Here is a 22,173-nt window from a genome sequence, read left to right as displayed (position 1 = left end):
GATACCAACTCGGTGTTGGACGTGGGGACTTTGGGGGCATATCGTGTCACCACTCTACAGAATTATACGGAATAAATATGATTCAACATATCGAGACCTTCCTGGTCGATGTGCCGACCATTCGTCCGCACAAGCTCTCCGTCGCCACCATGAATACGCAAACCCTGGTGCTGGTGCGCCTGCGCTGCGCCGACGGCATCGTTGGCTGGGGCGAGGCCACCACCATCGGCGGCTTGAGCTACGGCGGCGAAAGCCCGGAAAGCATCAAGACGAATATCGATACCTATATCGCGCCCCTGCTGCTCGGCATGCAGGCGAGCGAAGTCGCCAAGGCCATGGCGCGGGTGCGCAAGGTCATCCAGGGCAACCGCTTCGCCAAGTGCGCGATTGAAACGGCGCTGCTCGATGCGCAGGCGCGCCGCCTGGGCGTGCCGCTGTCGGAGCTGCTGGGCGGGCGCGTGCGCGACGCGCTGCCCGTGGCCTGGGTACTGGCCAGCGGCGACACCGTGCGCGATATCGCCGAGGGCGAAAAAATGCTGGAACTGCGCCGCCACCGCATCTTCAAGCTGAAGATCGGCTTGCGCGAGGTGATGGACGATGTGGCCCACGTGCTGGAAATCAAGCGGGCGCTGGGCGACCGGGCCAGCGTGCGCGTCGACGTCAACCAGGCCTGGAGCGAGACGGACGCCGTGCGCGGCATCGCCGCGCTGGAAGCGGGCGGCATCGACCTGATCGAACAGCCCGTCAAGGCGGGCAACCGCGCCGCGCTGGCCCGCCTGAAGCAGCGCTTCGACGTGGCCATCATGGCCGACGAAGCCTTGCACGGCCCCGCAGATGCGCTGGCGCTGGCCCAGGCCGACGCGGCCGACGTGTTCGCGGTGAAGATCACCCAGTCGGGCGGCTTGCTGCCCGCGCTGGAAGTGGCCACCGTGGCGCGCCTGGCCGGCGTGGGCCTGTACGGCGGCACCATGCTCGAAGGCGGCGTCGGCACGGCCGCCACGGCCCATGTCTGTTCCACGTTCGCGGAGCTGGCCTGGGGCACGGAACTGTTCGGGCCACTGCTGCTGACGCAGGAAGTCCTGCGCGAGCCGCTCGTGTACCGCGACTTCATGCTGCAGGTGCCGACGGGCCCCGGCCTGGGCGTCGAGATCGATATGGACAAGCTGCATGCGTTGCAGCGTCAATAAGGGAGACACCATGTTATTCCATGTACGCATGAACGTGAACCTGCCTGTCAGCATGCCGGCCGAACAGGCGGCGCAGCTGAAGCAGACGGAAAAGGAACTGGCGCAGCGCCTGCAGCAGGAGGGCAAGTGGCGCCACCTGTGGCGCATCGCGGGGCAATACGCCAACATCAGCGTCTTCGATGTCGGCAGCATCGACGAGCTGCACAATGTGCTGACCTCCTTGCCGCTGTTTCCCTACATGCAAATCGAGGTGATGCCGCTGTGCCGCCATCCATCCTCGGTCCGCGACGACGATTCCTGACATGGACCTCGGCAAGATCAAAGGAGGCATTCTATGAAACACACTGTCGCGCACATGTTCAGCGTGGACGATACCGAGCTGCATTACCGCACCGATGGGGCGCGCGGCAAACCGTGCCTGGTGCTGTCGAATTCCCTGGGCACGGACCTGTCCATGTGGGATGCCCAGGCGGCTGCGCTGGCCGGCGATTATTTTGTCGTGCGCTGCGATACGCGCGGCCATGGCCAGTCCGCCGGCGGCGGCGCGCCGTTCGGCATCGACCGGCTGGGCCTGGACGTGGTGGCGCTGCTGGACCACCTGGATGTGGCACAAGCGGCGTTCTGCGGCATCTCCATGGGCGGCTTGACGGGCCAGTGGCTGGGCATCCACCAGCCGCAGCGCCTGACGCGCCTGGTGCTGGCCAACACGGCGGCGCGCATCGGCGCGGCCGACGCGTGGCTGGCGCGGGCCGACCAGGTGCGCCGTGCAGGCATGGACGGCGTGGCCGATGGCGCCGCCGCGCGCTGGTTCACGCCAGCCTTCATCGCGCGCGAAGCGGCCACGGTGGCGCGCATGATCGCCACCTTGCGCGGGCAGGATGCCGAAGGCTATGCGGCTTGCTGCGCAGCGCTGGCGCAGGCGGACATGCGCGCCGCCGTGGGCAGCATCAGCGTACCCACCTTGATTATTGCTGGCGAGTACGATCCCGTGACCACCGTGGAAGACGGTCGCTGGCTGCAGCAGCGGATCGCGGGCGCCCGCCTGGCGAGCCTGCCCGCATCGCACCTGTCGAACGTCGAGGCGGGTGCGCTGTTTTCGGCACAGCTGCGGACATTTTTATCGTAAGGCTTGCCGTACCTGGAGGGTATGGCAATATTTTGCTTTGCCCCTGAGCACCGCCACCGGCTGAGCCGGCATGCGGCAGGGGAAGCTTTCTTGAAAAATAATAATAAGAAAAGCAGACTTGGAGTAGACGCATGGAAAACAGATTGATCATCATTGCGGCAGTCACGGTGGGTTATTTCGCCCTCATGTCGTACATTACGTACAGCGTGCGCAAGCATGCCAACAGCAGCGAAGGCATGACGGCGGGCGGGCGCAATTATCCCGCCTTCTTGATCGGCGCCTTGCTGCTGTCCGAATTCATCGGCAGTTCCGTCAGCATCGGCACGGCGCAAAAAGGTTATGAGCTGGGCATTTCCGCCGCCTGGAACCTGGTGGCGCTGTCGCTGGGCTTTTTGCTGCTGGCCATCGTGCTGGTAAAAAAATACAAGGAAAGCGGGCAGTCGACAATTTCCGGCATCCTGGCGCAGACGTATGGCGAACCCGTGCGTTATGCGGCGTCCATCCTCACCATCGTCGCGCTGGGCATCGTCGCCGTCGCCCTGTACGCGAGCGGCGGCGCCGTGCTGGCCGCCGTGCTGCACATCAACAAGACGGTGGCCATCCTGCTGGTGGGCGCCATCACCGTGATCTATGTCAGCCTGGGCGGCATGCGCTCGGTGGTGTACACCAACTTCGCCCACTCCATCGTCAAATACCTGGGCGTGATCCTGGCGCTGGCGTATGCGCTGGAAGCGACGGGCGGCATCGGCGCGCTGCAGGCGCAGCTGCCGGCCAAGATGTTCAACTGGATCGAAATCGGCTGGGGCCAGATCATCGCCTGGATGATCGGCGGCATCGGCTCCATCTTCGCCACGCAGTATGTGATCCAGGCACTGGTCAGCACGGACAACCCGGCTGTCGCCAAGCGCGCCTGTTATTACGTGTCGTCGCTGATGATTCCGTTTGGCCTGATGGCGGCCCTGATCGGCATGTGCAGCGCCGTGTTGTATCCGGGCATGAAGTCGATCGACGCATTTCCCACCCTGATCGCCCACATGCCCGCGTTTTCCGCCAGCATCATGATCGTCGGCCTGGCCGGCGCCCTGTTCGGCGGCATTTCCGCCACCACGCTGGCATCGGCCACCCTGGCGATGAAGGATTTCTATGACCCGTGGTACAACAAGGCGAAAAACGATGCGAAGTCGATGGTCTTCCTGCGCATCGCCATCGTCGTGGCGGGCCTGCTGCCGCTGGTGCTGGCGCTGTATGCGGAAAAACTGCTAATGATCGCCTTCCTCGGCAAGGCCCTGCGCGCCACCCTGGCCGTGCTGGTGCTGATGGCTTTCTATGCGCCGAAATTCGGCACGCCGCGCGGCGCCTTTGTCGGCGTGATCGTCTCCGTGATCGCCACCATCGGCTGGTTCCTGGCTGGCAATCCATATGGCGTGGACAGCTCCTACCTGGCGCTGGCCGGTCCGCTGCTGACCATGGGCATCAGCCACCTGTTCAAGCCGGCCCAGGCCGCGGTGAAGCCGGCGGCGTCGTCGCGGCCATAGCGCATACCAACCCTTACACCAGCCCCGTCAGGTAGTAAATGCCGATCACGAAAAACACCACCACGGTCTTGATGATGGTGATGCCGAAGATGTCGCGGTAGGACTGGCGGTGCGTCAGGCCCGTGACGGCCAGCAGGGTGATCACGGCGCCATTGTGCGGCAGGGTATCCATGCCGCCGCTGGCCATGGCTACCACGCGGTGCATGACTTCCAGCGGAATGTGCGTCTGCTGCGCGGCTTGAATAAAACTGTCGGACATGGCGGCCAGCGCGATGCTCATGCCGCCCGAGGCGGAACCGGTGATGCCGGCCAGCGTCGTCACGGACACGGCCGCGTTGACGAGCGGATCGGGCACGCTGCGCAAGGTATTGCTGACGGCCAGGAAGCCGGGCAGTGCCGCGATGACGCCGCCAAAGCCGTATTCGGACGCCGTGTTCATGGCCGCCAGCAGGGCGCCGCCCACGGCCGCCTTGGTGCCTTCGGCAAAGGCGGCGCGGATGCGCCCGAACGCCGTCAGGCAGACGAGCAAAATGCCCAGCAGCAAGGCGCCTTCCACGGCCCAGATGCCGGTGACGGAAGCGATCGATGTCGATACGGGCGCATGCAGGCCCGGCAGGGCGTCGGCGGACAGCACATAGCTGTCGCCGTACCAGTGGGGAATCAGCCTGGTCAGCGCAAAGTTGGCCACGCCCACCAGCACCAGGGGCGCCACCGACAGCAGCGGATGGGGCAGGTCGCCGCCGCCCGCCGTGGCCTTTTCGGCCTCGGCCCCGTAGCCTTCGCCCGTGGCCATGACGGCACGGCGGCGCCATTCCAGGAAGGCCAGTCCCATCACGACCGTCAGCACGGCACCGATGGTGCCCAGCCACGGCGCGGCCCAGCCGGTGGTATTGAAGAAGGTGGTGGGGATGATGTTCTGGATCTGCGGCGTGCCTGGCAAGGTATCCATGGTGAACGAGAACGCGCCCAGGGCGATGGCGCCCGGCATCAGGCGCTTGGGGATATTACTCTGGCGATACAGCTCGGCCGCGAATGGATACACGGCGAACACCACGACGAAGAGCGACACGCCGCCGTAGGTCAGCGCGCCGCACACGGCGACGATCACGGCATTCGCGCGCGCGCTGCCGATGTAGCGGATGGCCGCCACGACGATGGACTGTGAAAACCCGGATAGTTCAATCAGCTTGCCGAACACGGCGCCGAGCAGGAAGACGGGGAAATACAGCTTGATGAAGCCGACCATCTTTTCCATGAAGATGCCGCTGAAGACGGCCGGCACGGCCGACGGATCGGTCAGCAGCACGGCGCCCAGCGCGGCAACGGGCGCAAACAGGATCACGCTGTAGCCGCGGTAGGCGGCCAGCATGAGGAAGGCCAGAGCGGCCAGCACTATGAGGAAAGACATCGGTCTGGCCCTTGCGTGATGAAAGTGTTTAATTAATCAATTGTTCAATTAATATCACATTTACCGGGTACGCGCCAACACGCAAGGTCAAGGATTGCGCGTAGATATAGATTCCAACGGTCAACTATTCCACTGTCGCGTTGACTTTGCCGATCACCGACCATCCGCACGCCGTCTTGCAGCCATGGACGGCCACGGGAATACCTCCGGCGCTCAATCAGCGGGGCGATTGCTTCCTATTTGGACCAAACTGGGTGTCTATCTTCCGGGATATCCGGTTGAAAGAATGATTCAAGCATACGCAAGGTATCGATGTCATATAAGGATTGGGTTCCTGCAAAATGTCGACCACCACAATCGATGGCGACCTGTTTGCCTTGCATCCAAAACCAATAATCTCGTATGAATGGCTCACACTTTATATGTCGAAGCTGACCGTCTCGATAAATTGCAAGCTGGCTGGTTCCTGGTTCGGTATCTCCTTCCGCAATCCATGCATTTAGTACTCGCCAGGCAGCGCTACGCTTATCGGGTGACAAGGTTGCGTCTGCCGCATCGCCGCTCTTGCTTATTTTTTCATCTCGGCCTTCTGCAGAGATGATATGAACATTTTTTTCGTTATCAATATAAACGTTTTTTAAGTAACTATGGATTGCATGACAGTTTGTTGTTGATAGCATTAGAAATATGGATATGATTTTCTTCATCTGTCATTTCCCAAATACATCGTCTCGATTTTATCCATGCCTTGCCGCTGTGTCTGGGGTAACTTTGACCGGTTCAGCTCCTTCGCAGTTATTACCACCCGAGGCCTCTCAATTCTTGCCCCAGTTCATGCAGGAAAATCAAGAACCGCACCACGACAATGAGTGTTGCAATAAAAACTAATCCATACTGCTCGCCCATTGTGATTTGGCCTGATTTTTGCAGCTTGAACGATGCCCAAAGAAACAGGCACAGTGCGATGCCCGCAAGCGGGATTTTCAGTGGCCTGTCGTTGAAATCAGGCACGCTGATGCCTGTGAATATCCCAATCAACTCAGTCGGGTGATCGATCAGGAGCAGGAAAAAGGCGAGAATCGGGAGAAATCCGATGAGCAGCCCAAGCAGATATGCTTTCTTCTTATTTGCTGCTTGCTCTGGCAAATGATTCATCATGGCATTGACGCTTTCTCCGCAATTGATCGTGTACGAACGCAAAGCATGCGGTCAGTGTTCAGCAGTTTGCTTGAGTTGGCTGACGTCTCTCAGCACCTGTCCATACGATCGATACAAGTTGGCCGCCGGCAGGCGGCCTTGTTGCGCCATTAGCGCATGCACTTGTTGCAGGTGATAGAAGGGGACGCGTGGATATTCATGATGCTCGATATGGTAATGGATTCGATGTGGTCCGACGAAAAAAGTTTGCCAGCTGCGCCGTACGACGGTACGCGCACTGAATCGCTGGTCTTCCGACGCCCGGTAGCCGGCATGCTCGGTGATCGCGCGTATGCGCCCGAACAGCGGTAGCAAGGTCAGCGCTGGCAAGATCCAAAGCCCGAAATACAGCGCTGCATGTCCTGCTGCCGCGAGCAGGCCGATCATCACGCCCTGCACCGCAACGATGCTGGCGATTGCGTAGAACCCCTTGCTGTGGCCGGCAGCCTTGTGCGGATTGCGGCCACGCTGCCTGGTGCGTACCAGGTTGCGCGCGCTGAGGAAGTAACCGATACCGGTGGCATCTTTGAACAAACGCCACACCAATTCTCTACGCGTCACGGGGTAGTCGTTGATGCCGAATATGGTGGCGACCGGATCGTCGGCCACCATCGGCGCGCGGTGATGCTGCAAGTGCCCGCTGCGATAGAAATCCATCACCAGCAGCAGTGGCGCTGCCGCGAACAGCTGGCCTGCGATGTCGTTCAGGCGCCGATACGACAGCAGGGTCCCGTGAGCGCTTTCATGCATCAGCACGGCTAGTGCGAGCTGAGTGCGGGCGATCAGGATCGCGCTCAGCAGGAACACCAGCGGATGGGGAAATCGGATAGCTACGATGAAGCAGGCAGCAATCAGCGCCCAGTCAAGTGCTATGGCGAGTAATGCGCGCGGATTGCTGATCGTTGTGAGATGCGCCGGTAATGGAGGCCTCATGATGTACATCTCATCGGTGGACAGACCGCGCGGCCAGCTCGTACAGCACCGCTACCCAGCTCTGCAGGCGTGCGCCGGCTACCGCGCGGCCGTCTGGCGCAGGCAAGGTAGGGGCGCTTTGTAGCAGATCGGCGCACGCGCTGCACAGATCTTGGGCGAACGTTGCCGCGTCGCCGCGCCAGACGACGATGCGATGTGCCAGTCCCAGCGCCGCCGCGCGCGCTGCGTTGATTTTCTGCTCCGGCTGCTCGGTTAGCAACAGTACGATGGGTCGACCGTAGACCAGCGCCACCGACAACGCCGCCATGCCGGGTGCCGAGACGATCAGGTTGCTGGCGGCAGCTTCCCGCACCCAGCCGGTGTCCTGCGCCTCCCATCGCGCGCGGCCGGCATAACCCTCGCCGACCAGCGTTGCGTGCATGCCGGCGATACCCAAGCCGGTTTCGACACCATCGGCCAGGCAGGGGTCGCGAAAATGTGGATTGAGGTAGACAGCTGCGCGCGCCTGCGCACGCGGCATTGCGGTGTCAAACAACGCGGCCACAACGACCGGAGTCGGCAGGCGGAATGTGGCGCCGTCACAAGTTGCCTCGTAGCTGAAGTCGTGCTCAATGCGCGCTAAGCTGGCGTTGATCTGCCATCCGACGATGCGATGGAACAGGCGTGACAGGATAGCTGGTATTCGCCCGGAAAAATTGTTTTGGACCGCCTGCCGCAAGCTGGCGCCGTAGACGTGTACCACCTTGCCCCGCCATGCCGGCATGCAGCCCATGAACAGCAATGCCGGGTGAAAGGAGTCGTTGATGATTAAGTCCGCGCTGCGCAGAGCGACGCGTAGTTGCATAATGTCGCGGCACATCCGCGACGGTCGGAACAGATAGTTGGCGATATTTGCGTCCGTTTCTGCGGGCAGCATATTTTGCCGGGTGTCGAACTGAACTGCGTAGTGGTGCGACAGCACGTGCGCAGTGATGCCAAAGCCGGCCAGGAAAGCGACCCCTTCGTCCGATGTGGTCAGTACATCGACATCGGCGCCGTATTCGCGCAACGCATGCGTGAGTAGTTGCGCGCGCATCAGGTGGCCGCGGGCGTCGGCTGTTGCCAGATAGGTCACCTTGATGGTGTTCATTGGCGTGCGGGCCACAGCCGCAACGCGACGCCGGCCAGATACATGATGAGCGCGCTGGAGACGCCCCAGGCACGGTCGATGGCGCGAATCTCATCGAGCAGCGATGCGAGGTTCCCGTGTTCGGACGGCTGCACCAGACGCGCCAACGTATGCTGGCACAAGCGAACGTGGCGGTCTTCATCGTTCAGCACGCCAACCAACAGGGGATATAGCGGATGAACTGTGCCAATCAGCGCGCAATGGCGCCGCAGAACGCGGGTGAACGTCTGTTCGGCGCACAAGCCGATAGCGAACGCCGGGATGAGGTGGCCTGCTGAAAAGCTGGTGCCGTAGCGATGCGCGAGTGTGCGCCATTGCGCGATCTTGCGCAGGGTGAGCGCATCGGGCCGCGCGGATAAAGGCATCGGCGCTATCCCTCCCCGCGCCGTTAGTGCAGCCGCAAACAGTGAAGCATGACGCCGTTCGTCCGCCAGGTGCTTTTCCATTTGTCGCACCAGCCAGGCCGGCGGCTGGCCCAGCAGGTCAGACTGCAGCGCGATTTCGCTGGACTCCTCGCCGATCAGGTAGATACGCAACAGCAGCCGTTCACCGGCCACGCTGGCATGCAGTTGGCGCAGGGCGGCACGCTTGATGCCATCGACCCAGCGCGCCTGCATGGCCGGCAAGCCGCGTAGTGGCGGCGCTGTCAAGCGGGCCGGCAGCGGCCATCCATCAGCGTGCAAGCGCATCGCCCGCCGCCAGCTGATTGCCCAGCACGAGCCCGATAAAGCTTTGCTGCAGGAAAGCCGCTGCCGCATCGCCAGCCCCGGCAAAGGCCTGACGCTGGTCGCCGTAACGCAGGTAGCCCTGGCCGTGCACGGCGCCGATGGTCAGCTTGTCGTGCGCGGCGAAGCCACGCTTCATCAGCGGCTTGAGCAGCGGCTGGTCGCTCAGGCCGTACAGGAACAGTTCGCGCTGGACCACGTGGTCGGGGATTTTGCCGGTCAGCGCTTCCAGTTCGAATGACCAAGTGCCGTGCGCTAGCAGGCTGCCGGCGTTGCCGGCGCTAGGCGGATCACTGTGCAGCCGTGCGCGCATCACCGGCTTGGCTACCTTACCTGCACCGAGCGAGATGGTAATGTCGGGATCGCCCGTGTTCGCGCCGCGGTTGTCACGTACCTGCACCAGGTGGCTGGACAGGCGCGCTGCCAGGGCAGGATCGGACACCAGTTTTGTGGCTTGCTCGAACGACATCAGCACACGTCGGCCACTTGCTGCCGGCACGTCCACCAGATATGGGTCGATGCGTACCGCGCTGAACGCCCCCTTGACCGGTGCATGCGCATGGCCGCTGACTGACCAGCCGTCTCCGGATTTGCTCAGTATCAGGTGGACGCTGACCGGTACGCGGCGGCCCGTTCCGTCCAGTGCCGATCCTTGCAACAGAACGTCGCCGACGATGGTCTTTTTGTCATAGCTGCGGGCGTTGTTGAAGTGGATCTGGTGTGAATTGGTGTCGATTGCTGCCGTCGTGTCCTGGTCGTCGAGGCCGATGCGGTTGCACATCTCGGCGCGCATGTTCACCTCGGGAAACGGGCAGCCGCTGGTTGATGCAAAATAGTGAACGCCACGCCCCTCCAGGTCAGTGGCGCGGGCGCTACCGGACAGTGCCAGCGCGCTCAGGGCTGCCCATTGCAAAGTGGTGTAGGAACGGTGCAAGTTCATGGTAGGGTTTCCCGTGGTTAGCGTTCATGGTAGGACAGCGATTGTGCGTCGGCGCCCTCGGCGGCAGCGCTGCGGATACCCAGCCCCCGGCACAGTGCGCCGAGCATGTCCAGCCCGGAAAAAATCCCGATCAGGGCGACGGCCGACACCCAGCGCAGGCCGCGCACCGGCGCGGCATCCTGATGGTTGAGTGCGCGCAGGCTGTACCACAGCCGCGCCGTGAGCACGCAGAGCGGTCCGACAGGGCCGCTATGACCCAGCCATTGCATGGATCTTGGCAGATAGGTGCGCACCAGGTGGGGCGTCAGGCCGACCGTGTCCTGTCCGCGTAGCCAGCGTAATGTGAGGAGCTCGAAGCGGGTATCTGGCAGCTTGTGCTCGGTGTGCGCCTGCGCCGCGTAGTGCAGAGCCACACCTGCGGCTTGGAGGCGCAGGCCCAGCACCTGACAGTGCGCGCGGTACACGCCGTCGAGTGGCTGATAGCGGTACTTCGCGAACACCTCGCGCAAGAACACCACGTTGTTGGCGTAGAAGTTGCGCGTCGCGCGAGCTTGCAGCCGGCTGGGGAAGTACATGAAGTCAATCGTGGTTAGGGCGGTGCCTGCCACAGTGGCAGCGTAGCTGGTGCGGCCGGCCACCACTGCCGGTGGCGCTGCCTCCGTCAGCGGCGCGATCAGCTGTTCAAGCCAGTCTTGTTCGGGCTTGCAGTCGGCGTCCGCGAAGCAGACGTAGTCGCAGCGGTCTGCATGGACGGCGTCGAAACCGTCGTTCTTGGCCTGGTAGTAACCGGTGCTGGCATTGATCCGCACGAAATCGATGCCGCAGCCTGCCAGGCGCTCCGCGCTTGTGCGAATGTGCTCGCACAAGCCGTCGTGCGTGACGACCACTTGCGCGAGTGCGCTCAGTGCTACGCTCTGTTGCGCCAGCAGGCCGATCACATGCAGCAGACTGGCGCCGGCCGCCTCCAGACCGGCGCCGCCGCGCAGGTTATTCGTCTCCAATACCAGAGCGGTACGCGCGGCGATGTGTTCATGCGACATATTGCTTTCCATTGCCCAAACGAGACGAGGGCTGTTAATTGGTCAAATGGCGCACGGTTGCACGGCCAGCCCGTCCACTCTATCCGAATGAGGGCGCTAACCAAGCCAAGCTGCAGGCGTACGGATTGTCTATTCCGAGATGCCATTTTGCTTTGTTAGTTTCGAACCCATCTTGTTTTTGGACAATATCATCATGAGTTTTCCCCGTGGTATTTATGGGATCTGCTTACTTCCATCATGCTGGCGAACCGCAGGCCACGCACGGTGAGCCATGGAACACCTGTCCTCACAACCGTATTCTGGTTAGAGCAGGCTGATGCAGTGCTGTTGACTTGGCATATTTGCTTCTATGCTATCAGCCGAAGCCGGCCGATTGGTGCTGGGGGCGATTCCGGCCACCCGCAAGCCAGAGAAGTTCAGTTGAGATTGTTTCTGCGTTGTGTCGCGCTGCTGACTACCCTTTTGGGCTCGCCCGAGTGGATGGTCGGAGCTCTGTGTCAAACTACTGCAAAACAACTTCATCAGGCCAATTCAGGACATTGCACGTAAGCGCGCTACTTACTCCCATTTCTCATTGCTGATTAGTGGGCATCCAGAATTGGGCTTGATTAAGTCACGGAGTCAGAACCATGCAAGAAGACGAAACGAGTCTTGTGGTCGACGCGACTATGCGAATATGCCGCCTCGGGCCAGTCCATCCGGTCATGGTGCGCATTTCATTGAGTGACCGAGGCGTTTTCATTACTGGCGCAGCGGCTGATGGCGCCGCCGATACCTGCCACGCAGGTGAGCCGCTGCCGTTTGTCGGCGGCTACTGCGAACCGATACTAGAAGTGGAAACACCGAATAGCTACGTTAATTTGCCACTAACGTGCTAAAAATGACCAAGCCCAGTAGCTGTAGCTTTTCTCACTTCTTGATTTGCAAAAAAAAGAAATCTGGTCGGGGTGAGAGGATTCGAACCTCCGGCCTCTGCGTCCCGAACGCAGCGCTCTACCAGGCTGAGCCACACCCCGCCTACTGCACTTGCATTACAGCAGATGGCGGGGCGGCTTTCAAGCGGCTGCGTCAAGGCGGCTTATTTTTTCTCTTGCTGCGCCTTCTTGATGTCCGCTTCGTTGACTTTTTTCGCTGGTGCATGCGTGGCCGGCGACGTGGGGTTGTTGCGCGTGGCCTTGGCTTGCGCCATGACGGCGGCGCAATCCGTGTCGGGTGCCTTGTCGACGTTGACCAGCGGCAGCAGGGCGGCCAGCGGGGTGACGATGGTGGCCAGGGCCACGGCGGCGCCCGCTTTCAGCGCCAGCGGGCCTTTTTGCGGTCCCACGTCCGGATTCTTGAACGTGCCTTTCGCGTACAGCGGCGTGCGCAGGGTGATGATGCGCGCGCCCTTGGTACGCGGGCGCACGTCGAGGTCCAGCGTTTCATTCGCCAGGTTGACGTTGCCCGTGACATTCACCACGGCGCTGTCCGTGTCGAGCACGAAGCGGCGCACGTCGGCGCGGCCATTCGTCACGGCGAAATCGCTGGCCAGGCAGTTCAGCTGCACCTGCTTGTCGCCAAAGATTTTCACGAAGACGGCGTTGGCCAGATTCAGGCCAGCCAGTTCCAGCACGAACTGGCTGACGGAGCCTTCGCTGACGGTGGCCGCCAGTTCGCCGTTCGCGCTGGCCAGCATGGCCGAGACGGAATTGCCGTGGCCCGTCAGCGCCGCGTCGCCGTACACTTCGCCGAAGCTGGCCTGCATCGATTGCAGCTTGGGAAACAGTTCGCGTATCTTGAGGTGGCGCGCCGCCACCTTGGCTTGCGCGGCAATGGTTTTCTGGCGGCCATCGAGCGTGATGTTCGAGGTGATGTCGCCGCCAGCCATGCCGAAGTTGAGCGGCGTCAAGCTCAGCACCTTGTCCTTCAAGCGGATGTTGGCGACGATATCGTTGAACGGGATGTCGTGCGTGCGCACGAGTTTCTTGCCCGTGAATTTCACGTCGGCGTCGAGCGCATCCCACTTGGCCGTATTGAACTGTTCCACAGGCAAGGCCTTGCCGTCCGGCTGCACGGGCGCCTTGCCGCGCGCCTGTTTCTGCGCGTTGCTGTCGGCGCCGATGGTGGGGCCGAGGTCTTCCAGGCGCAATTGCTGCGACGTCACTTCGCCGCGCAGCAGGGGACGCGGCTGGCGCGGCAGGTATTGCAAGGTGCCGGCCAGGTCGCTCTGGCCCACCGTGCCCTTGAAGTTCTGGTAGGTCCAGTTCCAGATGTCGCCGTCCTTCTTGCCCAGCAAGCGGCCCTTGGTGGCGTAGTCCGGCGTTTCCGGCAGCAGCACGCCCGTCAGCGGATACAGGTCGGCCATGCTGGCGCCGGCCAGGCTCAGCTGCAAGTCGATGCCCGACAGCGAGCGCGGGTCCGTCAACGTGCCGTCGATGCTCGCCTTGTTCTTGCCCAGCACGGCATGCGCCTGCACGGGATACACGGTCTTGTCGTCGGTCAGGGACAGCACGGCGCCCGCCTTGCCGCCGCCCGTCACGGGCGCCTTGCGGTAGCTGCCGCCCAGGGTGAATGCGATGCCGTATTTTTGCACGGGCGCGCCGCCGGGCCCATTGCCTGGCGCGTCGCCCGGCGTGGCATCCGGCGCCGTCGAGCTGACCTTGGCGCGCACGTCCAGCGCGATGCCTTCGTCGAGGTAGCGGATGGTGCCGTCGGCAAACGCCATGCGCTGGATTTCCACCTCCCATGGCGACGGGCCATTGTCCTTGAAGGTCCAGCTATTGCTGCCATCGGCGCGCCGCTGCAGGGCGATCTGCGGCGCGTCCAGCGCCAGGTCCGTCAGCACCACCTTGTGCTGCAGCAGGGGCAAGGGGTGGATGGCCACGTCGATGCGCCTGGCGCTGGCCAGTTGCGGGCCGGCCGTGGCCCAGTCCGGATTGCTCATGCGCACATCCTGTGCGCTGATGAAGGGCCGTGGCACGTAGCGGCGCCAGCCCGGCTCCGTTTTGAGTCCTTGCTTCCATTTCACCCGCAGGTCGCCGGCGATGACGAAGGTACGGCCCGTGCTCTCCGACACCTTGTCGTTGATGTAGGGGCGGGCGCGGTTCCAGTCGAACGTCAGCACGAGGATGATCAGGAGGACCAGCAGGGCGGCCAGGGCGGCCAGGCTCCAGCCGAGAATTTTGAGCGGGGTTGAGCGTGTCATGGGAAGCCAATCGCAGTGATTTTTCATCAAGGTAGGCCGATTGTCCATGCCGGTCGGTGCGCTAGGTTACGTACATGGGCGGTATAGGTGCCATATAGGCGCGATGATTGACATCGATTCCATAATTCGACTATTATTGAAATATGGAAAATGCAAACTCAATCGCCACGCAGGCGGCACCCTTGACGAGCACGGCTGCCATTGCGGCGCTGGCCGCGCTGGCGCAGGAATCGCGGCTGGCCGTGTTCCGCCTGCTGGTGCAGGCGGGGCCGCAAGGCATGGCCGCCACAAAAATCGCCGAGGCGCTGGGCATCGCGCCCTCGTCCCTGTCGTTTCACTTGAAGGAGCTGGCGCATGCCAGGCTGGTGACGGCCAGCAAGGCAGGGCGCTCCATCATCTACGCGGCCAATTATGCGGGCATGAATGGCTTGCTGGCCTTTTTGACCGAAAACTGCTGCGCCGGCGCGCCTTGCTGCGTCACTGAATCCCATGTACAAAAGGACCTCACATCATGACGATCACCATTTATCACAACACGGCCTGCGGCACCTCGCGCAATACCCTGGCCCTGATCCGCAACACGGGCGTCGAGCCCGTCATCATCGATTACGTCAAGCACCCGCCATCGCGTGCGGAACTGGTCGACCTGATCCAGCGCGCGGGGCTGTCCGTGCGTGGCGCCATGCGCGACAAGGGCGCCCTGTATGACGAGCTGGGCCTGGCCAATCCTGAACTGGGCGATGCGGCCCTGCTCGATGCCATGCAAGCCCATCCGATCCTGATCAACCGCCCCATCGTCGTCACGGAACTGGGCGTGCGCCTGTGCCGGCCGTCGGAAAAGGTGCTGGAGATCCTGCCGCTGCCGCAGCAGGGCGCGTTTGCCAAGGAAGATGGCCAGGCCGTGGTGGGCGCCGACGGCAAGCCGGTGGCCTGAATGAACGACTTACCGAATATCAGCGCCGCGCACCTGGATGTGCCCGACCTGGACAAGCTGGCGCCGGTCAACGTGTCCACGCATGCGCCGCGCATCCTGCTGCTGTACGGTTCCTTGCGCGAACGCTCGTACAGCAAGTTGCTGACGCTGGAGGCGGAGCGCATCCTGCGCCATTTTGGCGCCGACACGCGCGTGTTTGATCCGCACGGCCTGCCGATGGTCGACAGCGTGTCGCCCGAGCATGCGAAAGTGCAAGAGTTGCGTGAATTATCGCTATGGTCGGAAGGGCAGGTCTGGTGCAGCCCCGAGCGGCATGGGGCCATGACGGGCGTTTTCAAATCGCAGATCGACTGGTTGCCGCTGGAAACGGGCAGCGTGCGGCCCACGCAGGGACGCACCTTGGCCGTGATGCAAGTGTCGGGCGGTTCGCAATCGTTCAATGCCGTCAATGGCTTGCGCGTGCTGGGGCGCTGGATGCGCATGGTGACTATCCCCAACCAATCGTCGGTGGCCAAGGCCTACCAGGAATTCGACGATGACGGCCGCATGAAGCCGTCGCCGTACTATGAGCGCCTGGTCGACGTGATGGAGGAATTGTACAAATTCACCCTGCTGGTGCGCGACCGGCGCGACTATCTGGGCAGCCGCTACAGCGAACGGCTGGAAGCGGAGCCGGCCAGCGTGCAGGCATTGGCGAATGCGGCCATGGAGCACGAAAGGCAGTCATAAAAACGGCGCCAGTGGCGCCGTTTTGTCTTACATATAAGTACAACGCGATCAGTGATTGCGGTCCACGGCGAACGAGCACAGTTGCAGCATGGATTGCTTGTAGACACTGTCGGGCCAGCCGGCGATGGCGTCGGCGGCGCGCTGGCCGGCGATTTCCGCTTGCTGGCGCGTGTAGTCGAGGGCGCCACTATTGGTAATGGCGGCCAGGATGGCGTCGAAATGCTGTTCGTCGCCCTGTTCGATGCAGCTGCGCACCAGTTCGCGTTGCTCTGGGGTACCATTTTCCATCAGCCAGATCAGCGGCATGGTCGGCTTACCCTCGCGCAAATCGTCGCCCACGTTCTTGCCGATTTCGGCGGCGTCGCCGGCATAGTCGAGCACGTCGTCGATCAGCTGGAAGGCCGTGCCCAGCGAGCGGCCGTATTCGGCTGCCGCTTCGATATCGGCTTCGCTGGCGCCGGCGATCAGGGCACCCAGTTGCGCCGACGCTTCGAACAGCTTGGCCGTCTTCGAGCGGATGACATTCAGGTAGCTCTCTTGCGTCACGTCGGGATCGTGCATGTTCAGCAACTGCAGCACTTCGCCTTCGGCGATCACGTTGGTGGCGTCGGACAGGATTTGCATGACGCGCATATTGTTCAGCGAGACCATCAGCTGGAACGAGCGCGAGTGCAGGAAGTCGCCCACCAGCACGGAGGCGGCATTGCCGAACAGGGCATTGGCAGTCTGGCGTCCACGGCGCATCGACGATTCATCGACGACGTCGTCGTGCAGCAAGGTGGCCGTGTGGATGAACTCGACGACGGCCGCCAGTTCATGGTGCGCCGTGCCGCGATAGGCGTGGGCGTTCGCCACCAGCAAGATCAGCACAGGGCGGATGCGTTTGCCGCCGGCGCTGATGATGTATTCGGCGATCTGGTTGATCAGAATCACATCGGAATGCAGTTTTTGGCGGATCACCGTGTTGACTGCGTCCATATCGGCGGCAATCGTTTGCACGATGGTGTTTTGGTTAACGTGTTTGTTAGCGTCAGACAAGGCGAACCTGCAATAGATTGTGGGTGCCGCGATTATACGACATGGCTTGCGTGCGCGTGATGTTTGCTATGACTGTAGAGCAATTGATTGTTCTTATTGTCATGGGCGCGCGTTTTCGTGTCTGCCCCGAGCAAGCCTGACATCGTGTCCAGGTTGTCGACATACCACGATCGCCAAGCTTTGTGAATAGTTTTTGACGCAATTTCTCAGTCCGTGTATAATCGCTGGTTCCCCCTGTTGTGTACGGCTTGCTTTGCACGGCAATGGGACAAATTCTTTCAACATTTGATGAGGTTTCAAATCATGTACGCGGTCATAAAAACCGGTGGCAAACAATACAAAGTTGTCGCTGGCGAAAAACTTAAAGTAGAACAGATACCGGCAGACATTGGTTCCGAAATCACCATCGATCAAGTGCTCGCAGTAGGCGCGGGCGACAGCATCAAGTTTGGTGCTCCATTGGTCGAAGGTGCAACGGTACTGGTTACGGTTGTGGCGCATGGTCGCCATGATAAGGTCAAAATTTTCAAGATGCGTCGTCGTAAGCACTACCAAAAGCATCAAGGCCATCGCCAGAATTTTACCGAAATCCAAATCGTTTCGATCAACGGCTAATCGCCGCTGTTTGAATTAATCAGCTATCAAGGAGTCTTAAATGGCACATAAAAAAGGCGGCGGCACAACGCGAAACGGCCGTGATTCAGAATCAAAACGTCTGGGCGTTAAAGTCTACGGCGGCCAAGCTATCAATGCTGGCGGCATCATCATTCGTCAACGCGGCACCCCAGTGCGCGCCGGCGAAGGCGTAGGCATGGGCAAGGACCACACTCTGTTCGCGTTGATCGCTGGCAAAGTGAAGTTCGTTGTCAAAGGTGCTGGCTCGAAGCAATTCGTGACCGTTGTACCAAACGAAGCAGTACCAGCGTAATTCATTCGCGGAGCGCCAGTTCGCTTCGCAATGATCGCATGATGTAAGGCGCAAGCCTTCAATCGAAAGGCTCTGCCCAAGGTAGAGCCTTTTTAGTTTTATGGCGGCAAAATTATGAAGTTTATCGACGAAGCAAAAATCGAAGTCATCGCGGGCGATGGCGGCAACGGCTGCGCATCTTTCTGCCGTGAAAAATTCCGGCCTTTCGGCGGCCCCGATGGCGGCGATGGCGGCAAGGGCGGGTCCATCTGGGCCGTGGCCGACCGCAATATCAACACGCTCGTCGATTTCCGCTTTTCCAAAATGCACAAGGCTCGCAATGGCGAGCCTGGCCGTGGCGCGGATTGCTATGGCAAGGGCGCGGATGACATCCACCTGCGCATGCCCGTGGGCACCTTGATCATCGACAACGCGAGCGGCGAAATCCTGGCCGACCTGACCGAACATGGCCAGATCGAACTGCTGGCCAAGGGCGGCGAAGGCGGCTGGGGCAATATTCACTTCAAGTCCTCGACCAACCGCGCACCGCGCCAAAAAGGCGAAGGCAAGGAAGGCGAACGCCGCGAACTGCGCCTGGAACTGAAGGTGCTGGCCGACGTGGGCCTGCTGGGCATGCCGAACGCCGGCAAGTCGACCTTCATTTCGGCCGTCTCGAACGCGCGCCCGAAAATCGCCGACTACCCATTTACCACCTTGCACCCGAACCTGGGCGTGGTGCGCGTGTCGCACGAGAAGAGCTTTGTGATCGCCGATATTCCCGGCTTGATCGAAGGCGCTTCCGAAGGCGCGGGCCTGGGTCATCAATTCCTGCGCCACTTGCAGCGCACGGGTCTGCTGTTGCACATCGTCGACCTGGCACCGTTTGAAACCAACGTCGATCCTGTCAAGGAAGCCAAGGCGCTGGTCAAGGAATTGAAAAAGTACGACGAGTCGCTGGTCGACAAGCCGCGCTGGCTGGTGTTGAACAAGCTCGACATGGTGCCGGAAGAAGAACGCAAGAAGATCGTCAAGGACTTCCTCAAGCGTTTCGCCTGGAAAGGTCCCGTGTTCGAGATTTCCGCGCTGAACCACCAGGGTTGCCCGGAACTGGTGAATGCGATTTACCAGCATCTGGAAGAGAAGAAACACAGCGAAAGCCGTGCCGAAGAAACGCAGATGACCGAAGAAGCACGCGGTATCTCGTCGATCGACCCGGATGATCCACGTTTCAAGATTCTCGACTAAGCGTTCTATCCTGATGCCGGTACAAGAGGTCGCTGTCGCGCCCGCGCGCAAGCAAGCGTGGCAGCGCCGTGTATTGCATCTGATCGCGTATGCTTACGGGCTGAGCGCGGTCGCCTGCCTGCTGTTCGCCGATGAGATGGCGGCCGGCATGGGCATCTTCCTCAATGGCGTGGACGGCTACAGCCAGTTCTACGCCAGTCATGTCGGCCTCTGGGGCGCCACCGCGCTCCTGGCGCTGTTCGCGGCACGGCAGGGCGAACCGCCCGTCTACAGCGATATCACTGCAATGTTGGTCCTGGCGCAGCCCGCCGGCCGCTTGTTCGCGGCCATCAGCTTCGGCTTGCCTCAGGGTATAGTGTTGTTCATGTGCGTGATGGAACTGCTGGCGGGGCTGATGTTGCTGCTGCTGCGTCCTGCGCGCTGACGTTTATCAAAAGTGAAGAGCGCCGCCCCATGGATTCCGTGATTCAAAAAGCTACCCGTATCATCATCAAAGTCGGCTCCTCGCTGGTCACCAACGACGGCCGCGGCCTCGACCATGCCGCCATCGCGCGCTGGGCCGCGCAGATCGCCGGCTTGCGCGCCCTCGGCAAGGAAGTCGTGCTGGTCAGTTCCGGCGCCATCGCCGAAGGCATGCTGCGCCTCGGTTTCGAGCAGCGCCCCACCGATATCCACGAATTGCAGGCCTGCGCCGCCGTGGGCCAGATGGGCCTGGCGCAAATCTATGAAAGCAGCTTCCGCGCCCACAGTCTGGGCACGGCGCAAGTGCTGCTGACGCACGCCGACCTGGCCGACCGCGAGCGCTACCTGAACGCCCGCTCCACCCTGACGACCTTGCTGCGCCTGGGTGTGGTGCCGATCATCAATGAAAACGACACCGTCGTCACCGATGAAATCAAGTTCGGCGACAACGATACCCTGGGCGCCCTGGTCGCCAACCTGATCGAGGCCGATGCGCTCGTCATCCTGACGGACCAGCACGGCCTGTTCTCGGCCGACCCGCGCAAGGACCCGAATGCCTGTCTGATCACGCAAGGCATCGCCGGCGATCCGGCCCTGGAAGCGATGGCCGGCGGCGCCGGCAGCAGCCTGGGCCGCGGCGGCATGCTGACGAAAATCCTTGCCGCCAAGCGCGCCGCCAAGTCCGGCGCCCACACCATCATCGCCTGGGGCCGCGACAGCGACGTGCTCAGCCGCCTCGCCCAGGGCGAAGCGATCGGCACGGAACTGCGGGCGCAAACGGGGCAATTGACGGCGCGTAAGCAGTGGATGGCCGATCATCTGCATACGGCCGGCGCCGTCGTGCTGGACGCGGGCGCCGTGCAAAAGCTGCGCCAGGAAGGCAAATCCCTGCTGCCGATCGGCGTGACGGGCGTGAACGGCGAGTTCGGCCGTGGCGCCGTCATCACCTGCGTCGACCAGCATGGCGTGCCCGTGGCGCGCGGCCTGTCGAACTACACGAGCGGCGAAGCGCGCCGCATCATGCGCAAGCCGTCCACCGAGATCGAGTCCATCCTCGGCTACATGGAAGGTCATGAGCTGATCCATCGCGACAATATGGTCTTGCTGTAAGCGGCAACGGGGCCGATGCCTGCATCGGTCCCCGCTTACAGTTGTCCATAACGAAAGCCCACGCCCAAGGCCAGCGGCCATTTCAGCCACAGCAGCAGCAGCAGTCCCCCATACCATAGCGTGAAGAGACCGTGCACGAGCGGTGCGGGCAGGTAGCGCAAGAGAAATTGGTACACCTTAACTCCCGGGTAACAGTGGTGCGAACAGGACCGCCAGGCAGGACCAGGCCGCCTGCAAGTCGCTGGTCGATGTCAGCGCGAAGCTGAGTATGACAAATTGCAAGGTCAAGAACCAGCTGAAAACACGCCACAGGGCGTAGCGGCGCAATTGCTCCGCCCATGGCATGTGCTTGCCCCACAGGTGGACGATGGCCAGGCCGGCGCCGTGGAACAGGCCCCAGGCCAGGTAGCGCGGCGACAATTCATGCCACAGGCCCAGCACGATCATGCTGCCCAGGCTGGCGAACAGGTATTGCCGCGTGCGCGAGAGGATGGGCCGGAAGACGAAATCGCGGCACCATTCCGACACTGTGATGTGCCAGCGGCGCCAGAAGTCGGACAGGTTGCGGGCTGCAAAGGGAAAATGGAAGTTTTCCGGCACGCGCATGCCCAGCAGCGCGGCAAAGCCGATGGCGATATCGCAATAACCCGAGAATTGCCAGTACAGGTTCAAGCCATACCCCACCAGCGGCAGGTAGGCATCGAACCAGACGTTGCCAGTGGACAGCTCCAGGCCTTGGAGTTTGAAGTTGATCAAATATCCGGCCAGTAAGACCACCTTGCAGTAGCCGTACAGCATGCGCTGCAAGGCTTGCGAGGCGAGTTGCCTGTCCCACCGGGCGCGCAGCAATTCCATGCGGAAGGCGTCGTAACGCTGGACGGGACCGACGGCCAGGGTCGGTGGAAATAACAGATAACCCAGAGTCGTGGCGGCGCGGCCATCGCGGGCGACGTTGCCGCCATGCTCGGCGATCAGGTGCCAGGCTTTCAGCGAGACGAAGGCGTAGCCCAGGTAAGCGGCCAGGCCATGGCTGGCTTTGGCATACTGGTAAGCGATAAAGGCGAGCAGCACACCGGCCAGCCCCAGGGTCTGCATCATGGCCGGGCGGCGCCACTGCGGGCCGCAAATGAAGGCCAGCCAGGCCAGCAAGGCGCTCCAGGCCGCTACGCTGCTCCAGCCATCATGCGCCAGCAAGATGGCGCCGCCCAGCGCAAGCAGCCAGGGCCGCCATGCGGGCGGCAGGCGCCAGTACAGCGCGACCAGCACAGGCATGCACAGCATGCCGAAAGTTGTCAGCCACACCAT

Annotated in this window: 25 protein-coding genes and 1 tRNA gene; 13 read left to right on the top strand and 13 right to left on the bottom strand. The window is 61.8% G+C overall.

The genetic code is table 11. The annotated features are described in order from the left end of the window. Positions 1-77: 77 nt before the first annotated feature. The 4 genes from BM193_RS09320 (at position 78) to BM193_RS09305 (ending at position 3,848) form a co-directional block, all read left to right on the top strand. Positions 78-1,187 carry a muconate/chloromuconate family cycloisomerase gene (locus tag BM193_RS09320; protein ID WP_092798138.1) on the top strand — a complete coding sequence of 370 codons (1,110 nt, stop codon included), beginning with the start codon at positions 78-80 and terminating at the stop codon, positions 1,185-1,187. A gap of 10 nt (positions 1,188-1,197) precedes the next feature. After that, complete coding sequence (gene catC / locus BM193_RS09315) at positions 1,198-1,488, top strand: muconolactone Delta-isomerase (protein WP_092798139.1); 291 nt, start codon at positions 1,198-1,200, stop codon at positions 1,486-1,488. Between the two features lie 33 nt (positions 1,489-1,521). Continuing rightward, positions 1,522-2,313 carry a 3-oxoadipate enol-lactonase gene (gene pcaD / locus BM193_RS09310; protein WP_254785980.1) on the top strand — a complete coding sequence of 264 codons (792 nt, stop codon included), beginning with the start codon at positions 1,522-1,524 and terminating at the stop codon, positions 2,311-2,313. Between the two features lie 131 nt (positions 2,314-2,444). Continuing rightward, on the top strand, positions 2,445-3,848 hold the full coding sequence (locus BM193_RS09305; RefSeq protein ID WP_092798141.1) for a sodium:solute symporter family protein: 1,404 nt from the start codon (positions 2,445-2,447) through the stop codon (positions 3,846-3,848). Between the two features lie 13 nt (positions 3,849-3,861). Here BM193_RS09305 and BM193_RS09300 read toward each other — a convergent pair whose 3' ends face one another. From BM193_RS09300 to BM193_RS09270, 8 genes are all read right to left on the bottom strand, one after another. Beyond that, positions 3,862-5,256, bottom strand: coding sequence for a GntP family permease (locus BM193_RS09300; RefSeq protein ID WP_092798142.1), 1,395 nt, complete (start codon positions 5,254-5,256; stop codon positions 3,862-3,864). Positions 5,257-5,492: 236 nt separating this feature from the next. After that, positions 5,493-5,963 (bottom strand): hypothetical protein, encoded by a 471-nt coding sequence (locus tag BM193_RS28285; RefSeq protein WP_139176133.1) that lies wholly within the window; start codon positions 5,961-5,963, stop codon positions 5,493-5,495. Between the two features lie 91 nt (positions 5,964-6,054). Then, positions 6,055-6,414 (bottom strand): hypothetical protein, encoded by a 360-nt coding sequence (locus tag BM193_RS09295; protein ID WP_092798143.1) that lies wholly within the window; start codon positions 6,412-6,414, stop codon positions 6,055-6,057. Between the two features lie 51 nt (positions 6,415-6,465). After that, entirely contained in the window at positions 6,466-7,386 is a 921-nt protein-coding gene (locus BM193_RS09290; protein ID WP_092798538.1) for a fatty acid desaturase family protein, read from the bottom strand. Positions 7,387-7,396: 10 nt separating this feature from the next. Beyond that, a complete protein-coding gene (locus BM193_RS09285) occupies positions 7,397-8,515 on the bottom strand; it encodes a glycosyltransferase family protein (RefSeq protein WP_092798144.1) in 1,119 nt (372 codons plus the stop codon). Next, entirely contained in the window at positions 8,512-9,243 is a 732-nt protein-coding gene (locus BM193_RS09280; RefSeq protein ID WP_092798145.1) for a hypothetical protein, read from the bottom strand. The genes BM193_RS09285 and BM193_RS09280 overlap by 4 nt, the downstream gene beginning before the upstream one ends. Further along, positions 9,227-10,219, bottom strand: coding sequence for a hypothetical protein (locus tag BM193_RS09275; protein WP_092798146.1), 993 nt, complete (start codon positions 10,217-10,219; stop codon positions 9,227-9,229). The genes BM193_RS09280 and BM193_RS09275 overlap by 17 nt, the downstream gene beginning before the upstream one ends. Positions 10,220-10,236: 17 nt before the next feature. Then, entirely contained in the window at positions 10,237-11,259 is a 1,023-nt protein-coding gene (locus BM193_RS09270) for a glycosyltransferase family 2 protein (RefSeq protein ID WP_254785978.1), read from the bottom strand. A gap of 629 nt (positions 11,260-11,888) precedes the next feature. On the opposite strand from BM193_RS09270, the gene BM193_RS28280 reads away from it, so the two are divergent. Further along, positions 11,889-12,137, top strand: coding sequence for a hypothetical protein (locus BM193_RS28280; protein ID WP_139176134.1), 249 nt, complete (start codon positions 11,889-11,891; stop codon positions 12,135-12,137). Positions 12,138-12,198: 61 nt separating this feature from the next. Here BM193_RS28280 and BM193_RS09265 read toward each other — a convergent pair. Both BM193_RS09265 and BM193_RS09260 read right to left on the bottom strand, forming a co-directional pair. Further along, positions 12,199-12,275 (bottom strand) — tRNA-Pro (locus tag BM193_RS09265). A gap of 62 nt (positions 12,276-12,337) precedes the next feature. After that, positions 12,338-14,443, bottom strand: coding sequence for an AsmA family protein (locus BM193_RS09260; RefSeq protein WP_092798148.1), 2,106 nt, complete (start codon positions 14,441-14,443; stop codon positions 12,338-12,340). Between the two features lie 182 nt (positions 14,444-14,625). Here BM193_RS09260 and BM193_RS09255 point away from each other — a divergent pair, with 182 nt between their 5' ends. Genes BM193_RS09255 through arsH form a run of 3 tightly spaced genes read left to right on the top strand, consistent with a single transcriptional unit; the run spans position 14,626 to position 16,106 of the window. Then, entirely contained in the window at positions 14,626-14,958 is a 333-nt protein-coding gene (locus BM193_RS09255; protein WP_092798539.1) for an ArsR/SmtB family transcription factor, read from the top strand. Then, entirely contained in the window at positions 14,955-15,377 is a 423-nt protein-coding gene (gene arsC, locus BM193_RS09250; RefSeq protein WP_092798149.1) for an arsenate reductase (glutaredoxin), read from the top strand. Before BM193_RS09255 ends, arsC begins: the two co-directional genes overlap by 4 nt. After that, complete coding sequence (gene arsH, locus BM193_RS09245) at positions 15,378-16,106, top strand: arsenical resistance protein ArsH (protein ID WP_092798150.1); 729 nt, start codon at positions 15,378-15,380, stop codon at positions 16,104-16,106. It begins immediately after the preceding gene. 48 nt (positions 16,107-16,154) lie between these two features. Here arsH and ispB read toward each other — a convergent pair whose 3' ends face one another. Next, positions 16,155-17,144 (bottom strand): octaprenyl diphosphate synthase, encoded by a 990-nt coding sequence (ispB, locus tag BM193_RS09240; RefSeq protein ID WP_092798151.1) that lies wholly within the window; start codon positions 17,142-17,144, stop codon positions 16,155-16,157. A gap of 303 nt (positions 17,145-17,447) precedes the next feature. Between ispB and rplU the strand changes: the two genes are divergently transcribed. The 5 genes from rplU (at position 17,448) to proB (ending at position 20,868) form a co-directional block, all read left to right on the top strand. Then, positions 17,448-17,759 carry a 50S ribosomal protein L21 gene (gene rplU / locus BM193_RS09235; RefSeq protein WP_034754730.1) on the top strand — a complete coding sequence of 104 codons (312 nt, stop codon included), beginning with the start codon at positions 17,448-17,450 and terminating at the stop codon, positions 17,757-17,759. A gap of 40 nt (positions 17,760-17,799) precedes the next feature. Beyond that, positions 17,800-18,072, top strand: coding sequence for a 50S ribosomal protein L27 (gene rpmA / locus BM193_RS09230; protein ID WP_070219281.1), 273 nt, complete (start codon positions 17,800-17,802; stop codon positions 18,070-18,072). A 114-nt stretch (positions 18,073-18,186) separates the two neighbouring features. Continuing rightward, positions 18,187-19,296: a GTPase ObgE gene (gene obgE / locus BM193_RS09225; protein WP_071325171.1), complete on the top strand. Its 1,110-nt coding sequence runs from the start codon at positions 18,187-18,189 to the stop codon at positions 19,294-19,296. Beyond that, positions 19,268-19,720 carry a hypothetical protein gene (locus BM193_RS09220; protein WP_254785974.1) on the top strand — a complete coding sequence of 151 codons (453 nt, stop codon included), beginning with the start codon at positions 19,268-19,270 and terminating at the stop codon, positions 19,718-19,720. Before obgE ends, BM193_RS09220 begins: the two co-directional genes overlap by 29 nt. Positions 19,721-19,749: 29 nt before the next feature. After that, positions 19,750-20,868, top strand: coding sequence for a glutamate 5-kinase (gene proB / locus BM193_RS09215; protein ID WP_092798153.1), 1,119 nt, complete (start codon positions 19,750-19,752; stop codon positions 20,866-20,868). Positions 20,869-20,903: 35 nt separating this feature from the next. Here proB and BM193_RS28730 read toward each other — a convergent pair whose 3' ends face one another. Together BM193_RS28730 and BM193_RS09210 are read right to left on the bottom strand one after the other, a co-directional pair. Beyond that, on the bottom strand, positions 20,904-21,044 hold the full coding sequence (locus tag BM193_RS28730) for a hypothetical protein (protein ID WP_175533213.1): 141 nt from the start codon (positions 21,042-21,044) through the stop codon (positions 20,904-20,906). A gap of 1 nt (position 21,045) precedes the next feature. Continuing rightward, on the bottom strand, positions 21,046-22,173 hold the full coding sequence (locus tag BM193_RS09210) for an MBOAT family O-acyltransferase (RefSeq protein ID WP_092798154.1): 1,128 nt from the start codon (positions 22,171-22,173) through the stop codon (positions 21,046-21,048).

This window comes from Janthinobacterium sp. 344 (genome assembly GCF_900112025.1).
In the GTDB taxonomy this organism is placed as follows: Bacteria; Pseudomonadota; Gammaproteobacteria; order Burkholderiales; family Burkholderiaceae_D; genus Janthinobacterium.
This window is presented reverse-complemented; position numbering and strand designations above follow the sequence as displayed.

What these genes read in the sequence shown, in the direction of transcription:
- BM193_RS09320 (WP_092798138.1), top strand. Translation starts at nt 78, where the DNA reads ATGATTCAACATATCGAGACCTTCCTGGTCGATGTGCCGACCATTCGT.
- catC (WP_092798139.1), top strand. Translation starts at nt 1,198, where the DNA reads ATGTTATTCCATGTACGCATGAACGTGAACCTGCCTGTCAGCATGCCG.
- pcaD (WP_254785980.1), top strand. Translation starts at nt 1,522, where the DNA reads ATGAAACACACTGTCGCGCACATGTTCAGCGTGGACGATACCGAGCTG.
- BM193_RS09305 (WP_092798141.1), top strand. Translation starts at nt 2,445, where the DNA reads ATGGAAAACAGATTGATCATCATTGCGGCAGTCACGGTGGGTTATTTC.
- BM193_RS09300 (WP_092798142.1), bottom strand. Translation starts at nt 5,256, where the DNA reads ATGTCTTTCCTCATAGTGCTGGCCGCTCTGGCCTTCCTCATGCTGGCC.
- BM193_RS28285 (WP_139176133.1), bottom strand. Translation starts at nt 5,963, where the DNA reads ATGAAGAAAATCATATCCATATTTCTAATGCTATCAACAACAAACTGT.
- BM193_RS09295 (WP_092798143.1), bottom strand. Translation starts at nt 6,414, where the DNA reads ATGATGAATCATTTGCCAGAGCAAGCAGCAAATAAGAAGAAAGCATAT.
- BM193_RS09290 (WP_092798538.1), bottom strand. Translation starts at nt 7,386, where the DNA reads ATGAGGCCTCCATTACCGGCGCATCTCACAACGATCAGCAATCCGCGC.
- BM193_RS09285 (WP_092798144.1), bottom strand. Translation starts at nt 8,515, where the DNA reads ATGAACACCATCAAGGTGACCTATCTGGCAACAGCCGACGCCCGCGGC.
- BM193_RS09280 (WP_092798145.1), bottom strand. Translation starts at nt 9,243, where the DNA reads ATGCGCTTGCACGCTGATGGATGGCCGCTGCCGGCCCGCTTGACAGCG.
- BM193_RS09275 (WP_092798146.1), bottom strand. Translation starts at nt 10,219, where the DNA reads ATGAACTTGCACCGTTCCTACACCACTTTGCAATGGGCAGCCCTGAGC.
- BM193_RS09270 (WP_254785978.1), bottom strand. Translation starts at nt 11,259, where the DNA reads ATGTCGCATGAACACATCGCCGCGCGTACCGCTCTGGTATTGGAGACG.
- BM193_RS28280 (WP_139176134.1), top strand. Translation starts at nt 11,889, where the DNA reads ATGCAAGAAGACGAAACGAGTCTTGTGGTCGACGCGACTATGCGAATA.
- BM193_RS09260 (WP_092798148.1), bottom strand. Translation starts at nt 14,443, where the DNA reads ATGACACGCTCAACCCCGCTCAAAATTCTCGGCTGGAGCCTGGCCGCC.
- arsC (WP_092798149.1), top strand. Translation starts at nt 14,955, where the DNA reads ATGACGATCACCATTTATCACAACACGGCCTGCGGCACCTCGCGCAAT.
- arsH (WP_092798150.1), top strand. Translation starts at nt 15,378, where the DNA reads ATGAACGACTTACCGAATATCAGCGCCGCGCACCTGGATGTGCCCGAC.
- rplU (WP_034754730.1), top strand. Translation starts at nt 17,448, where the DNA reads ATGTACGCGGTCATAAAAACCGGTGGCAAACAATACAAAGTTGTCGCT.
- rpmA (WP_070219281.1), top strand. Translation starts at nt 17,800, where the DNA reads ATGGCACATAAAAAAGGCGGCGGCACAACGCGAAACGGCCGTGATTCA.
- obgE (WP_071325171.1), top strand. Translation starts at nt 18,187, where the DNA reads ATGAAGTTTATCGACGAAGCAAAAATCGAAGTCATCGCGGGCGATGGC.
- BM193_RS09220 (WP_254785974.1), top strand. Translation starts at nt 19,268, where the DNA reads ATGATCCACGTTTCAAGATTCTCGACTAAGCGTTCTATCCTGATGCCG.
- proB (WP_092798153.1), top strand. Translation starts at nt 19,750, where the DNA reads ATGGATTCCGTGATTCAAAAAGCTACCCGTATCATCATCAAAGTCGGC.
- BM193_RS09210 (WP_092798154.1), bottom strand. Translation starts at nt 22,173, where the DNA reads ATGGTGTGGCTGACAACTTTCGGCATGCTGTGCATGCCTGTGCTGGTC.